12 protein-coding genes and 1 pseudogene are annotated in these 14,757 nt (G+C 32.6%); 6 read left to right on the plus strand and 7 right to left on the minus strand.

What is annotated here, in order from left to right:
- The first annotated feature begins 15 nt into the window (after positions 1 to 15).
- The 3 genes from J2W48_RS11010 (at position 16) to J2W48_RS11020 (ending at position 2,542) form a co-directional block, all read left to right on the plus strand.
- The gene (locus J2W48_RS11010; RefSeq protein ID WP_310281225.1) at positions 16 to 876 is read left to right on the plus strand and encodes a helix-turn-helix domain-containing protein; all 861 of its coding nucleotides are present in this window, start codon (positions 16 to 18) and stop codon (positions 874 to 876) included.
- A gap of 198 nt (positions 877 to 1,074) precedes the next feature.
- Positions 1,075 to 1,485: an OsmC family protein gene (locus tag J2W48_RS11015; RefSeq protein ID WP_310281227.1), complete on the plus strand. Its 411-nt coding sequence runs from the start codon at positions 1,075 to 1,077 to the stop codon at positions 1,483 to 1,485.
- A gap of 19 nt (positions 1,486 to 1,504) precedes the next feature.
- Positions 1,505 to 2,542, plus strand: a complete 1,038-nt coding sequence (locus J2W48_RS11020) for an alpha/beta hydrolase (protein WP_310281229.1) — start codon at positions 1,505 to 1,507, stop codon at positions 2,540 to 2,542.
- A gap of 568 nt (positions 2,543 to 3,110) precedes the next feature.
- Here the strand turns inward: J2W48_RS11020 and J2W48_RS23205 are convergent.
- Positions 3,111 to 3,277: pseudogene (locus J2W48_RS23205) on the minus strand (IS982 family transposase); the annotation flags it as partial.
- A 323-nt stretch (positions 3,278 to 3,600) separates the two neighbouring features.
- Here J2W48_RS23205 and J2W48_RS11030 point away from each other — a divergent pair.
- A complete protein-coding gene (locus J2W48_RS11030; protein ID WP_310281231.1) occupies positions 3,601 to 4,797 on the plus strand; it encodes an outer membrane protein assembly factor BamB family protein in 1,197 nt (398 codons plus the stop codon).
- 26 nt (positions 4,798 to 4,823) lie between these two features.
- Here J2W48_RS11030 and bla read toward each other — a convergent pair whose 3' ends face one another.
- From bla to J2W48_RS23105, 6 genes are all read right to left on the minus strand, one after another.
- Positions 4,824 to 5,711, minus strand: coding sequence for a class A beta-lactamase, subclass A2 (bla, locus tag J2W48_RS11035; RefSeq protein WP_310281233.1), 888 nt, complete (start codon positions 5,709 to 5,711; stop codon positions 4,824 to 4,826).
- A 210-nt stretch (positions 5,712 to 5,921) separates the two neighbouring features.
- A complete protein-coding gene (locus J2W48_RS11040) occupies positions 5,922 to 6,974 on the minus strand; it encodes a serine hydrolase domain-containing protein (protein ID WP_310281235.1) in 1,053 nt (350 codons plus the stop codon).
- A 501-nt stretch (positions 6,975 to 7,475) separates the two neighbouring features.
- Entirely contained in the window at positions 7,476 to 8,606 is a 1,131-nt protein-coding gene (gene chrA / locus J2W48_RS11045) for a chromate efflux transporter (protein ID WP_310281237.1), read from the minus strand.
- Complete coding sequence (locus J2W48_RS11050; protein ID WP_310281239.1) at positions 8,599 to 9,030, minus strand: DoxX family protein; 432 nt, start codon at positions 9,028 to 9,030, stop codon at positions 8,599 to 8,601. Before J2W48_RS11050 ends, chrA begins: the two co-directional genes overlap by 8 nt.
- Positions 9,031 to 9,325: 295 nt before the next feature.
- Complete coding sequence (locus J2W48_RS11055) at positions 9,326 to 9,805, minus strand: membrane lipoprotein lipid attachment site-containing protein (RefSeq protein ID WP_310281241.1); 480 nt, start codon at positions 9,803 to 9,805, stop codon at positions 9,326 to 9,328.
- A gap of 101 nt (positions 9,806 to 9,906) precedes the next feature.
- Positions 9,907 to 10,011, minus strand: coding sequence for a helix-turn-helix domain-containing protein (locus tag J2W48_RS23105; RefSeq protein ID WP_409025175.1), 105 nt, complete (start codon positions 10,009 to 10,011; stop codon positions 9,907 to 9,909).
- A gap of 687 nt (positions 10,012 to 10,698) precedes the next feature.
- Here J2W48_RS23105 and J2W48_RS11060 point away from each other — a divergent pair.
- Positions 10,699 to 11,151 carry a response regulator gene (locus J2W48_RS11060; protein WP_310281243.1) on the plus strand — a complete coding sequence of 151 codons (453 nt, stop codon included), beginning with the start codon at positions 10,699 to 10,701 and terminating at the stop codon, positions 11,149 to 11,151.
- Between the two features lie 103 nt (positions 11,152 to 11,254).
- Entirely contained in the window at positions 11,255 to 14,620 is a 3,366-nt protein-coding gene (locus J2W48_RS11065) for a CheR family methyltransferase (RefSeq protein WP_310281245.1), read from the plus strand.
- Positions 14,621 to 14,757: the final 137 nt, after the last annotated feature.

Consider the following 14,757-nt stretch of genomic DNA (forward strand, 5'->3'; position numbering starts at 1 on the left):
TATACCTTTTATAATATGGTGTTGCAAAAAGTATTTGAATTAAATTATAAAAAACTGGGCTTACTTCCTATTGACGAAGAAAGTCTGTCAAAAATCAATAATGATGCACAATTTAAAGCATTGATAAAAATACTTTATCTTCCAAAAGGCTATACCCTCACCATTGATTTCAATCACTATACCACTTCTCAAGACAGTCTGTTTTTTGTAAATACCAATCAGTTTTTACAAATTCAAAAAGCTGGAAATGAGAAAGGCTATTTTATCTTTTACAACCGCGACTTCTATTGTATTCAGATTCACGACGAAGAAGTAGCCTGTGACGGATTGCTGTTCAACAACATCTACAATATGCCGATGACGGTTTTGAATGATGCAGACAAACAGTTGATTCAAAATCTATTCCTGCAAATCAATGAAGAATTGGATTTAAAAGATTCTTCTGAAGAGGAAATGATTCGGACTTGCTTAAAGCAAATATTATTAAGAGCCGCTCGTGCCTGGAAAAAGCAGCAATTAGGACAGGAAATGCTTGCTCAGGATAGCGAAATGGAGTTCTTTCGTCATTTTAGCAGGTTAGTTGAAATTCATTATAAAGAAAAGCACACCGTAGCCGATTATGCCGATTTACTGTATCTGGCACCGAAAACCATTACCCATAAATTCAAAAAATTAGGTTTATCACAACCAAATGACATTATTAAAGACCGAATTATTCTTGAAGCAAAACGGCTGATCATTCATACCAATAAGACTTCAAAGGAAATTGCGTATCAATTAGGATATGAAGATCCTGCCTATTTCAATCGGCTCTTTACCCTAAAAACAGGAGATAGTCCGGGGAGTTTCAGGAAAAAATACAGTGGAAACAATTAAAAACTTTAGCCAGTCAGCCTTTTGACTGGTTTTTTTTGCTCAAATTTTAACCCAGTAGCTTACAAAATCGTATCTAAATCATATAAAATCACCTTGAAGGGAAAAATATACAATCTTTAAGGAATAATGACTCTGTTTCCGAACGTATAACTGTCGCAACTTTGTAGTGTTAAAATTAATCATTTAAAAATAAACATTATGAACAGATCAGCAAAAGCCGTTTGGAACGGTACAATCAAAGAAGGAAAAGGAAACCTGACTACTCAAAGTACAACCTTAGATCAAACACCTTATTCATTTGTTTCAAGATTTGACGAAGGAAAAGGAACTAATCCGGAAGAACTAATGGCGGCAGCACATGCAGGTTGCTTTACGATGAAGTTAAGTTTAGACCTGACAACCGCCGGATTCAATCCTGAAGCTTTGGAAACAACAGCAGTCGTAACATTAGACAATGGCGTTATCACAAAATCAGCCTTGACACTATATGCGAAAATCGATGGCATTTCGGAAGAACAATTTTTGGAAATCGCACAAAAAGCTAAAGAAACTTGTCCCGTAAGTAAGGCATATAATCTTGAAATCACTTTAGAAACTCATTTAAATTAATCATTAAAAAACATTCATAATGAAAACAATAAAATCAATAGCACTACTTTTAATACTAACATTAAATACAATTGTCATGGCACAGGAAAGACCTTTCAAAGGAGAAAACGACCCTCAGGTATTCACTTCTGTTCAATCATTTTTAAAAGCATTGAACTCTGGGGATGGAAAACCATTGGAACAACTAAGTCCTGCAGATGCTCGTCAGGTTTTGATTGGAGCACAAAAATCTGTTGAAGTAGATTATTCAGGAATTGAAGAATCAGAACGCACCATTTCTCAAAATGGATATACTGTAAAAATTCATATTACAAAACCAAAAGGAGCTAAAGCTAATGCACCAGTTTTTATTTTCGTTCACGGTGGGGGATGGATTTTAGGCGATTATCCAACTCATAGAAGATTGGTTCGTGATTTAGTTGTTCAAAGTGGAGCTGTAGCCGTATTCCCGGATTATTCTCCTTCTCCAGAAGCCAAATACCCTACCGCTATCAACGAAATTTATGCTGCTACAGAATGGGTTTCTATAAATGGAAAAGAAATTGGTGTTGATGGAAAAAACCTTGCCGTTGTGGGAAACAGCGTTGGTGGAAATATGGCAGCGGTAACAGCATTAATGGCAAAAGACAAAAACGGACCTAAAATCAAATTGCAAGTTTTGTTATGGCCTGTTACTGATGCAAATTTTGAAACAGAATCTTACAACCTGTTTGCAAACGGAAGATTTCTATCTAAAAATATGATGAAATGGTTCTGGGACAGCTATTTGCCAAATACTTCAAAAAGAAAAGAAATATATGCTTCTCCACTACAAGCTTCATTGGAACAATTAAAAGGTCTGCCTGTAACACTCGTTCAAACTGCCGAAAACGATGTCTTGAGAGATGAAGGCGAAGCTTATGCAAGAAAATTAGAACAAGCCGGAGTTCCTGTAACCTTGACAAGATACAACGGATTGATACACGATTATGGCTTGTTGAACCCGATTGCCAATGTTCCTGCAGTTCAAACTGCTATTTTGCAAGCTGCAGCTGTTATCAAAGCGAATTTGAAATAAACTTAAAGCGTGTACTTGAATTTTAATGAAAACTCTTCGGGAAACTGAAGAGTTTTTTGGTTTTAGAATTGATTAATGATTTTTCTCCGAATTTATTTTAAAAGCATCATCTTTTGCACAATTGTCTTTTTCGGTTGTTTGTTGCTTAATAAATAAGATTTAATTTTTGAGACTAAAAATTAAATCTTAATCGAAGATACAAAACACTACCTGTAGCCCAAGTGGATTACAATATATTCTGAAAAATTATCAAAATTGCAGTAGGGCAGAATTGACTAAAGAAAATACTATACTACAAATAAAAATTGCAGAAAGAATTCAGTTTTTACGCTTAAAAACAGGGCTCTCGCAAACGGATTTTGCTCAAAAACATCCTATCGGCAGACAGGTTATCAATCGATGGGAAAGTATAAAAAATAAGAGGTGTTACCGTATATTCTATTCAGAAATTTTGTAAAATGCTAAATATCACGTTGAAATATTTTTTGATGATGAAACTTTTAATTAAAGATAGGGAAGAGGCTATCCGAAAAGTATGGACACCTCTTTTTTAATTTGGGTAGCTGTCGGAATTCTCCTTATCAATAGACATAAATTCAGCGGTTAAACTAAATGCAACAATCTCTAAATCAGATATTTTTTCTTTTCTGCCCATTCCAGTTTCAACACTAATTCACAATTCATAGAACTTATAATTTCTAAAACGCTATAATAATTTTTTACTATATTTGACATAGGCGCTGGTTTGTTTATTGACTTAAATATATTGATTTTCAGTACTTTGACAAGTGTTTTATCAGGCTTTTTTATTTTAAATAGTTATATTTTTGCTTTAAACATTGCACCATGGGGTTAAACATGCCGATATTGTGAAGTCTCTTTATAAAATAAAAAAAAAGAATTTAATCAGAAGCAAAAATGAATACGAAAAACAAATACGGTAACTTGATAACCAAAAAAAGTATAAAATAAGTAAAATAAGATGGTAGCAGCAGTTACTTTGAAAGAGTAATTTCATATTACTAAGAAAGAATCAAATTATCAATCAAAATTTAAAAATGAAAAAAAAACTAATAACTCTTTTATTTGTATTTACTGTTATCAATATGTCAGGGCAAATACCAACCACGTCAAACCTTGACAAAACTAAGTCTGATAATGAAGTTTTAATTCCTAATGATAAGATCGTTAATAAAGTCATAAATCCGCTTAAAAAAGTCCCATTAGATGAAGCATTAATTCTAATTTATGATTACGACGGCTCTCTTTTTTCATTTGATTTAGAATCCGAACAAATTAGCTGGACTGTAAAAGCTACAGATTTCCATACTGAAATGTGCGCAAATAAAGTAACGCTAAATGATGGAGTTATATACGTTCCGTTTATTAACGGTGAAATTTTCGCAATTGATAACCAAACCGGTGCTGTTTTTTGGAAATCAAGGATAGGTAATAGTACAGATCAAATTATACTAAAAGATCAAATCCCGATCATAAATGATGGAAAACTATATATAACTGCTCAAAATCAAAACATTTACGCTCTTGATATAAAAGATGGCAGTTTAATATGGAACTATAAGCTGGATTCTCCCAATAATGATATTCCGGTTCTCTATTTTGACAACAAAATTTTTACCCAAAGCGGGACCAATTTTTATAGTTTTGACGCAAATACCGGAAAACTTCTTAATCAAAAAACCTTTGAGGAAGCTATGCACGGAAAACCTGTAACAGATGGTGAAAATGTATTTATAGCAAATGAAAAAGATGTGCTTTTTGCCCTAACTCCTAATAAACTAGATATTATATGGCAATTTAAATTAGATGAAAACCAACATAATATCAAGGAACGTATATTTTGCAAAGACAAAAAAATATATTTTGCTGCACAAGGCTCAGAAGTTTCTTCTGTATATGCTGTTGATACAAAAACAGGAACTCAGCTATGGAAAACTGATTTTAAAGATGACAATATCGAATACCTCACAGAGGAAAGTGATAATGTTTGGGGATATACCCGTAAAGGAAAACTTTTTCAATTAGACATAGCGAATGGTGAAATAGCATTTGAAGTAAAATTAACAACCAAACCTATTTCAAATCTTGAATTTGCGGATGATGATTTCTTGTTTTATTATTCTGATGCTGCTTTAATTCAATTTGAATTTAAGACACGAGACGAAAACGAAATTTATCTGCGAACCTCTATTAAGGACGACGTCTATAGCGCATATCTGAAAATAATCCGATAGTGAAGTCACAATATTGATTGCAGTTTTTATTTTTTCACATAATACTCCCAAACTGCCTTTGTAATATCTGCGATTATTTTTTCGGTATCTTCTTTTTTTTCGGTAATATTTTTCAGGTAAACCGAAAGAATAAAATGTTTTCCATTAGGAAGTTTCACAATACCAACATCATTCAACGCAACCCTCAGATTTTCATCATTAGTTCCTGAAATTCCAGTTCTATGCGCCAATTCGGTGTTTTCGGGAAGTCCGGCTTTCATCCAGGTAATTCCTCTTGAAGTTTCTGTCATTATTTGGTAGAGGTATCTTGTGGTGGCTTTTTTCAGGATTTCCCCTTTGTAAAATTTTTCAAGTAATTCTGTTGTTGCCAAAGGCGTTGTTGTGTTTAAATAAAGATTTCCCCAGATTGACATTTCCTGTTCATTGACTTTTATGACAAAGTCTTTAATACCTTGTTTATGAATGAATTTTTGAACTGTTGCAGTTCCTCCAATAATTTTCAAAAGAATATCACATCCATTATTATCGCTGTGCGAAACTGTATATTTTAGCAATTGATCCAAAGTCAAATCCATATTTCCATTTGGAAATTCGTCCCTTATCGGACTCCATGTTTCAGGAAGTAAATCTTCTTTTTTGATGAAAATTTTATAATCTAATTTCAAATTTCCTTTATCAACCTGATTTAAAACCGCCAACGCAATGTGAAATTTGAAAACGCTCATCATCGGAGCTTCTAAATTTCCATTGATGCTTAATGTGTCTTTATCTTCAATTCCTTTGATGGAAATTCCAGCGGTTAGTTTTTTTGTCGAAATTATTTGCTCTATTTTTTGCCGAAGTCCTGATGGAGTTTGAGCAAATGTTTGAACCGAAGAAAGAGAAATACATAACAGAAATACAATTTTTTTCATATAAGTTTTATTGGTCTCAGAAATAGTTTAAAACTATGCACTTTAGTGCATTTAGCTTTAGCTTCTAAAAATATTTTAACCACAAATTACACAAATTAGCGCTAATTAATTTGTGAAAATTTGTGTAATTTGTGGTTAATAAATAAGTATTGCAACCTTGCAGACTTTCAGTCTGCCAACCAAACCTCTGCACTTTCAGTGCAGAGTGGTTTAGTTCAAAAGTTTACTTTCTTTTATGATTTTTCTAATTTCCTGCTCAAAATAATAAGCAATGTCAAAATTTTCGTTTGCTTGATTTTCCATAACAATAACGCTGGTTTTTGTTTTAGGATAATATAAATTGACGGCAGTAAATCCTTCGTCGGGATGAAAACCTGTGTGTCCAATTTCCATTATGCCATCTTTATCATTTATTCTTAATCCATACCCATACCCAATAGGTTTTTCGCTAAAAAGTTGGTGTGCATTGGTTATAGAGTAGTTAGTCATCAATTTATAAGTGTCTGGTTTTAGTAATTTGCCATTGTGTAAACATTCGTTCCATTTTGCTAAATCAGGAGCTGTTACTATTAAATGACTGCCAAAATAATTATGAGCATCAAAACTTAATTGTTCGTTGAATTTATATGATCCGTCTTTTTTTATGGTGTGTCCTTTTGTTAAAAAGGTATTATTGATTTCGTTAGGATAGTAACTTTTATTCATGTTACATTTTTTGAATAAAGAAGTTACTAATTCCTGAAAACTTTTGCGACTTTGCTTTTCAAGAACTTGCCCTGCCACATAATAACCAACATTGGAATAACTAAAAGCTGTTCCTGGGGTAAATTTTAAAGGTTTATCCATATTTTCACTATTCAATCCCGAAGTATTGTTAAGTAAATGATGAACAGTAATAGTGTCTGCCCAGGAATATTTAAAATCTGGTAAATATTTCCGAATAGGTGTTTGCAAATCAATCGTTCCTTTTTCTACCTCTTGCAAAATAAGCGCAGCCGTAATTTGTTTGGCAATTGACATTGTAGAAAACCTGTCAGAAATTTTTAATAGTGTTTTTTTGTTGAAATCAGAATAACCGTATGCTTTTGCATATTTTGTTTTTCCGTTTTGCTGAATGAAAACCACCCCGTTAAAACTTCTTGGATTTTTTGCCTGAATTAAGCGGTCTGTTTTTGTTGTATAGTTGTCTTTTTTTTGTCCGAAATTATAGGAAGTAAATAAAATCGTGATGGCAAAGCAGGTTAGTCTAAAAAAATGTTTCATTTAAGTGCTCAAATTTTTGATATGAATTGGTCTGTGTCGGTTATAACGTTCAGCTGTAATATTGCCACTAATTTACATGTATGTCTCATAGGGTTCTTATATAACTTACCTCATAAATCGAGTTCTGATTTTTAGCAAATATAAGAATTATCCTTAATATAAATTATTTGTATTTTCAAGTATTTAAATGAATATCGGAAATAAATTTCGGGAAAGTTTCCTTAAATCCTGGAGAAAATAGTTGGTAAAAAGGGGCGTAAGGACTACCACCTATTTCAGGAATAATTTTATAAAATTCCATGACCTTAAGAATACTGCAATTTTGGATTTGCAGTTTTTTTATTGGTCACAGATTTTAGTTTAAAAGCAGGTACTTTCTTTAGTGCGTTTTCTTTCGCTTCTAAAAAAAATTAGCCACAAATTACACAAATTAATTAGTGCTAATTCGTGTAATTTGTGGCTAATAAAATTCATTTTGGTCTAATGTGATATTAGCACTTATTATATTAATGTCAATAAATACCCAATAAGCGAACCGCCCAAAACAATAAAAGCACTATTTATTTTTTTGTACCTAAAAGTAATTGCAATACTTAAAATCGCAATGAATATTGTCCTCCAATCTGTAATAGTGTCTTTGCCCATATCAAAACAAACCGCTACAATAATGGCTACCGAAGCCACATTAACAGCGTCAAGAAATGCAGAGAATAGTTTTGAGTTCCGCATTTTTTTTACAATTGGATTCAACAATGCAACAAACACAAAAGAAGGTAAAAATATAGCGATTGTTGCAACAATTGCACCGGTGAGCCCGTTGATTTGATACCCAATAAATGTTACAGATGAAAAGACAGGGCCAGGAGTAAACTGCCCCACAGCAATTGCATCAATTAATTGCTGTCTGCTTAAAAGTCCTGTCGAAACTAATTCCGTATCAAGGAAAGCGAACAAAACATAACCACTGCCGTAAAGTATTGCGCCAATTTTTAGAAATATCCAAAATAGATTAGAATTAGTTGCAGAGAGAATTGTGGTGTTAGTCAATTGCAAAAATGTCAATGGAAATATACTATTGGCAGTGTTTAAATTTCTGTTTCGAATAAAAGCCAGAAATAAAGCGAGGAAACCAGCTCCAAACATCAGGTAAATTTCATTGAAATGCAACAGGGAACTGATTAAAACTAAAATTCCAATGATTGCTAATTCAATTGATTTTATTGATTTTTTTGCCAAAGGAAAAATTGCACCAAGGATAATAGCAATGATTGCAGGTTTTATGCCATAAATGAAAGGTTGTACTTGAGGAAGTTGTCCGTATTGTTTATAAAGCCAGGCAAAAATGCCTGTAATGAAAACCGCTGGCAGAATAAAACAAAGTCCTGCTACAATTAAACCTTTCCAACCCGCTTTTTCATGTCCGATATGGATAGCCATTTCGGTACTGTTTGGTCCGGGAATTAAATTGGTTGCGCCTATTAAGTCAAGAAAGTGTTGTTCGGTCAGCCATTTTCTCTTCGCAACCACTTCTTGCTGCATCATGGCAATATGCGCCGCAGGACCGCCAAAACCAATTACGCCAAGTTTTAGAAAAAGTTTAGCAATATCTTTTAGTTCAGCGTTGCTATTCATTCTTCGTCATTCGATTGTCAAGTGACCATAAGCCACCGCCTTTTATTAAAAGAAAAATACTGCCTAAAAGCATTGCCCAGTCGGTTCTGCTTCCGTGTAGCATTTCCCAAAAACCCTTGTCGGCTAAAACTTCTGCCTTTGTTGTAGCAATGGCAACAAGCATAATGATGATTAATGGAATACTCGCAAGCCTTGTAAACAAACCAAGTAAGACCAAAACACCACACACAATTTCAAAACTTGCAACAAAACTTCCTAAAAACTCAGGGGCAGGTAATCCAATTTTTGCAAATCGACCAGCACCAAGGGTTTCAGTAAATAAAAATTTCTGAATTCCTTCAGAAAGAAATACTACTCCTGTCATTAGTCTGATCAGGATAGTAGTTTTGGAATTGTCTGTACTTATTAATTTATAAAATCTCATGTTAATCATTTATTTAATTATTTTTTTTAGCCCCCCTTATAATCATTAATATAATGGCGTATTCCTCCTGGAAAAGGCTCATGACCTGGTCATAAACGTTCAATCAATGGTTTAAAAAATCCGGTAATAACAAAGTAACTAATTCCAATTAAAATAAGCATGCTCATTGATTTGCTTTTGTACTTGTGTGAAGTAAAACTATTAAAAGCAAATAAAGAGGAAACCAAGTAATTTACCGATTGCAAACCACATTACCTCACCCAAAAAGGAGTATGATTACCATTCATTTATATTACTAACGTATTGGTGATTGTCTTACTGTTGGTGTTTTTACTGAAAAATAAGGTACTTTTTCCATAGCATGACAGGCATTACAATTTATAGTCATTGTTTCAAAATTTTCATCAAATACTTTTCTATCTTTATTTTTAAGGCTTTCTTTCATTTGAGGTAAAACATTTGTCAAAAAATATTCTGCTGATTTGGCTCTTTTTGGTCTTCGCTGTAATCCATTCTCAATGGCAGTATTGATTTTTTCTAACTGATAATTTGCGTATTCCCAATTTTGGTCTTGACCAGCCCAATATAATTCCTGATAGCGATAACCTACCTCAACCATTGTATTATCAAAACCTCTAAACTGTTTTTCGATAGTTTTAATTTGTTCTGACTGTGTTCCTTTTATCCAATTCCCCTGAATAGTGTTGTTTTTTGTTTCTCCATTACAAGACGTGAGAATGAGAACTGCTAAGAGAATAAAAAGATATTTCTTCATAGTAATTATTGTTTTATAAAATGCAAACGAATCAAGGGACAAATATCGTACAATAAGATTTGTCTGTTGCGGTATATTTGAAAATAACATGGTATCATAATTTATTGTTTACGAAACATGAGAGGTGTATGACCGGTATATCGTTTAAAGTATTTTACAAAATGTGAAGGGTGTCTAAATTCTAGTGAATATGAAATATCTGAAATAGTATTGTTTTATTTGAGGTATTGCTTGGTCTGGTAGTTTGCTTAATAATGCCTTTAGTAATCCTTCAATTATAGAAAAACTATTTTCGCTGATAGTTTCGTTTTCTTTTGTAAGTAGTTCAAAGAGCAATTCAATGGTATTGTTATCTTTTATATGTAAATAAGATAAACTACTTATTTTGGCCAGCAATACTTTAAGTTCACGATCGAAACTTTTGTCAATAAATGCCTTTTTTAAGATTATTACATGTCCTTTGGGTTCATTTAGTAATTCCCAATGATGTATTTGTTCTTTTCTTACAAAGAAAATGACAGGAAGTTACCAATGCTAACTCTCTCCAACTAAATTACTGACTAAAAGTCCCTGTTTTTAGATGAAATGTTTACAGTTTTATCAATTCGGTATAGTAGTATTCGCGAATTACTTTTTAGTTCCAAATGTTTTATGTCTTTGCTGCAAAAAATACGTGTAATCAAATAAAAAATAGGTTAAAAGCTGTTAATTATTGTTTTGACAGATGCTTTATATAAGAAAGAATAAATAAATTTATCACTGATATTGGTGTCTTATAATTTAATTCTGGCCTATTGGCAAACTCAAAAGGACTATAAAATATTAAGTAAATTATAATATTAATCTTTTACCTTCTATTAAAGCTTATATTTGAAGTAAATGGTAATGTAACAATGAATAAAAAAAAGAATATTAGGATTTTACTCACGGATGATGATGAAGATGATAGAGAATTTTTTGCAGATGCAATTGTTGATCTTCAGCTTAATTTTCCAGTTGAGTTTTGTAAAAATGGTTTAGAACTTTTAAATCGTCTGTACGATAAAGATCTTGATATTCCGGATATCATTTTTTTAGATTTAAACATGCCAGGAATGTCAGGTTTTGAAACATTACAGCAAATTCGGGAAGATATTCGATTTAAAAATATTCCGGTTATTGCAATTTACTCAACCTCTGCAACCTCAGATAGTATAAAGAGCACTTTTGGTTTAGGTGCCAATGCCTACCTGGTCAAGCCAGTTTCATTTGAGGATTTAAAAAAATTATTAAGAAAGGTAATTGAAATGGATTGGGGAGAAAAATCTAAGAGTTCTGAAATGGAATCTTATATTATTACGACTTAGATTAAAAGGAATTATGTGTTTGTAATACAATGTCTTATAATTGGTGTATTGATTTACCTCAGGTTGTACGATCAAATACTAAATAAGAAATCAATAAGAAATAATGCAGAAGCAAAAAAACATCTTGCCACAGGCGACACGCCAGGATTTTCCCATTGTGGGTATTGGAGCTTCTGCAGGAGGACTTGAAGCCTTTAAGCAATTTATAAATGCAATTCCTGATGATTCAGAAATGGCTTATGTCATTGTTCAGCATCTGCATCCCATGCATGATAGTATGCTTACAGAAATTCTTTCCGGTGTTGCCAAAATTCCCATTAACGAAATTACAGATGATATTAATTTGGCTCCAAACACAATTTATGTAATTCCTGAGAATAAAATACTTACTTCCTTTGATGGGGTTTTAAAATTAAGTCCCCGAATAAAAGATACAAAAAACCAGGCAATAGATATATTTTTTAATTCTTTGGCCGAAGTCCATCTTGATCTGGCTTATGGTGTTTTACTCTCAGGTAATGGATCTGACGGAACAATTGGTTTAAGAGCAATAAAAGAGCATGGAGGTGTTACGTTTGCACAAAATCTTGACGCTTCTAATAATGAAATGCCTCAAAATGCTATCAATGCGAATGTTGTTGATTTTGTAATGTCACCCTCAAAAATAGTAGAAAAACTAATTGAGATATCTAAAAAAAAATCCAGTAGTATTGAAAATAGTGATGGAAATGAGGAGCACGCATTTAAAGAAATAATTAAAATTTTGCACCATCACAGTGGAGTTGATTTTAGTTATTATAAACAAACCACAATACACAGACGTATCGCCCGAAGAATGTCTTTGAATAGAATTATGAGTTTAAAGGATTATCTTAAAATATTGCAAGACGATAAATTAGCGACAGAAGATTTATTTAATGATCTCCTGATCCCTGTTACGGAGTTTTTTAGAGATGTTAAAATATTTCAAACCTTACGTGAAAAAGTTTATCCTTTGCTAAGTAAAAATGTAACCGAAGGAAACGTAATACGAATATGGATTGCGGGATGTTCTACTGGCGAAGAGGCTTATTCACTGGCTATTTCCCTTCATGAATTTTTAGGGGAAAATTTGGAAGGAAAAGAAATTCAAATTTTTGCTTCGGATATTTCAGAAGTAGCAATTGCAAAAGCAAGGACTGGATTTTACAGAAAGTCTCAGATGAAAAACGTATCTGAAACTATTCTGACCAAATATTTTACAGCGAATACAAATGGTTATAAAATTAAAAGGCAAATAAGGGATTTGTGCATTTTTGCAGTTCACAATTTTTTGACAGATCCTCCTTTTGCTAAAATGGATTTAATTGCGTGTAGAAATGTATTTATTTATATGGATTCATTTTTACAGAAAAAAGCACTTACGACTTTTCACTATGCCTTAAAAGAAAATGGTTTTTTACTTTTAGGAAAATCAGAAACAGCTGTTCCGGCGGGTGAACTTTTTCAACCATTTGAAAAAGCAGGTAAAATTTATACGCGTAAACTTGTTTCAGGCAGGTTTGTCCATTCAGGTATGGGATCAAGCGGCAAGCCGGCAAATTTAAGAGCAGATATTCCAGGAAAACAAATTATTAAGGAAGATTTTAGAAAAAGCGCAGAATCACTTTTACTTTCTAAATACACACCCGCCAGCGTCATTGTAAATGAGCAAATGGATATTGTGCATGTTAACGGAACAATTGCTGAATTTATTGAACTTTCGCAGGGTAAACCCACTTTTAATCTTCTAAAAATGGCCCGTGAAGGACTGGCTTTTGAACTTCGTAATGCCTGGCATAAAGCAAAGGAAACAGCATCACTTATTGTAAAAGAAGGAATTCAGATTAAAAATAAAGGAAATATTAGCGAAATAACTATTGAAATACAACCTCTTGCGGATACATCAGAGCCTTATTTTTTAGTCTTATTTTACAAAACATCCAACGAGAAACAAGATATAATCTCAAATGAGTTTACTGCTGAGGAAATGCGTGATAATGTTTACTTAAGGAGGATTGTGCAGCTTGAAAAAGAACTGGCAAAAATTCATGATGACGTAAATGCCATTAGTGATGAACAGGATGCATCTAAAGAAGAGTTACAAAGTGCCAATGAAGAATTATTAAGTGGGAGTGAAGAGCTGCAGAGTCTTAATGAAGAATTAGAAACCTCTAAAGAAGAATTACAATCCAGCAACGAGGAACTTTTACAAATTAATCAGGAACTTTTAAATAAACAGCGGCAAATTAATATTTCCAAAAATTATACAGAGGCCATCGTTGCTACGCTTCGAGAACCTATTGTGGTGCTTGATATTAACCTGAGAATAAAAAACATTAATAGGGCTTTCTCTAAAAAATATAATATAGCCAAAGATGAAGCAGCTGGTAAACTGATCTATGAAATTCAGAACCATCTTTTTGATAATATACCCATGCGCGCAATGCTTGAAAAAGTACTTCCTGAAAAAATGCAGCTGGATGATTATCAGATATCAGTAAATCTGTTGCCTTACGGCGAAAGTATTATGTTACTTAATGCCAGGCAAGTTACTAATGAAACCAGTAAAGAACAATTGATTTTGCTGGCTATTGAAGATATTACAGAACGAAGAATTATCGAAAAGAGATTACAGGTACTTTCGGATGGTTTTGAAGCCAAAGTACAAGAGCGAACTTTAGATTTGCTTACCTCTAACACAGAGCTGGGAACCACAATCAAACACCTGCATCATGCCAATGTTCAATTACAAGAATATGCCTATGTAGCAAGTCATGATCTGCAAGAACCATTGCGTAAGATATTGATGTTTATAAGCAGATTGTTAGGAATGGAAGAAAATATTTCTAAAGAAGCCCTTGTCTTATTAGAAAAAATCAGTAAATCGTCTACAAGAATGAATACCCTTATTAAAGATTTACTGGCCTATTCGTACCTTAGTAATCCCGATAGACAATTTGTTTCAACAGACTTAAATTTGATTATTAAAAATATCCTCGTTGATTTTGAATTAATGATTGAAGAGCGTAATATTGAAATAAAACTGGAGAAATTACCGGTTATTAATGCTATTTCATTACAAATGAATCAGCTTTTTTACAACCTGATTAGTAATGCCCTTAAGTTTTGTAAAAATGACGATTCGGTTTGTAAAATAGAAATTAGTTCGAAAAAACTTACTGTAGCCCAGGTTAAAAAACATTTATCTTTAGACCCTGCTGTTGCTTATTGTGAAATAGTGATTAAAGACAATGGAATTGGTTTTAATGAACAATTTAAAGATAAGATTTTTACAATTTTTCAAAGACTTCATAATACTGAAGCGTATACCGGTACTGGTATCGGACTTTCGATCGGTAAAAAAATTGTAGAAAATCATAAGGGGATTATTTTTTCCAGGGCAGAAGAAAACATTGGGGCTGAATTTCATATTATACTGCCCATTTAAAAATATATCAAAACAGATTAGAATTAATTTTAATGGTCTCAGATATAGTTCAAAAGAACAAATAGACCATTATATATGTTTAAATGGTATAAGTTTAATTTAAAAAATAAAAAAGCAATAACGACTAAAAGTTATTG

Origin of the sequence: Flavobacterium piscis (assembly GCF_031457575.1) — a bacterium.
Taxonomy (GTDB): Bacteria; Bacteroidota; Bacteroidia; order Flavobacteriales; family Flavobacteriaceae; genus Flavobacterium; species Flavobacterium piscis_A.

Bases quoted from the DNA above. Each gene is read 5' to 3' on its own strand.
- J2W48_RS11065 (WP_310281245.1), top strand. From the start codon at position 11,255: ATGCAGAAGCAAAAAAACATCTTGCCACAGGCGACACGCCAGGATTTT.
- J2W48_RS11015 (WP_310281227.1), top strand. From the start codon at position 1,075: ATGAACAGATCAGCAAAAGCCGTTTGGAACGGTACAATCAAAGAAGGA.
- chrA (WP_310281237.1), bottom strand. From the start codon at position 8,606: ATGAATAGCAACGCTGAACTAAAAGATATTGCTAAACTTTTTCTAAAA.
- J2W48_RS11030 (WP_310281231.1), top strand. From the start codon at position 3,601: ATGAAAAAAAAACTAATAACTCTTTTATTTGTATTTACTGTTATCAAT.
- J2W48_RS11020 (WP_310281229.1), top strand. From the start codon at position 1,505: ATGAAAACAATAAAATCAATAGCACTACTTTTAATACTAACATTAAAT.
- J2W48_RS11055 (WP_310281241.1), bottom strand. From the start codon at position 9,805: ATGAAGAAATATCTTTTTATTCTCTTAGCAGTTCTCATTCTCACGTCT.
- J2W48_RS11060 (WP_310281243.1), top strand. From the start codon at position 10,699: ATGAATAAAAAAAAGAATATTAGGATTTTACTCACGGATGATGATGAA.
- J2W48_RS11050 (WP_310281239.1), bottom strand. From the start codon at position 9,030: ATGAGATTTTATAAATTAATAAGTACAGACAATTCCAAAACTACTATC.
- J2W48_RS11010 (WP_310281225.1), top strand. From the start codon at position 16: ATGGTGTTGCAAAAAGTATTTGAATTAAATTATAAAAAACTGGGCTTA.
- J2W48_RS11040 (WP_310281235.1), bottom strand. From the start codon at position 6,974: ATGAAACATTTTTTTAGACTAACCTGCTTTGCCATCACGATTTTATTT.
- bla (WP_310281233.1), bottom strand. From the start codon at position 5,711: ATGAAAAAAATTGTATTTCTGTTATGTATTTCTCTTTCTTCGGTTCAA.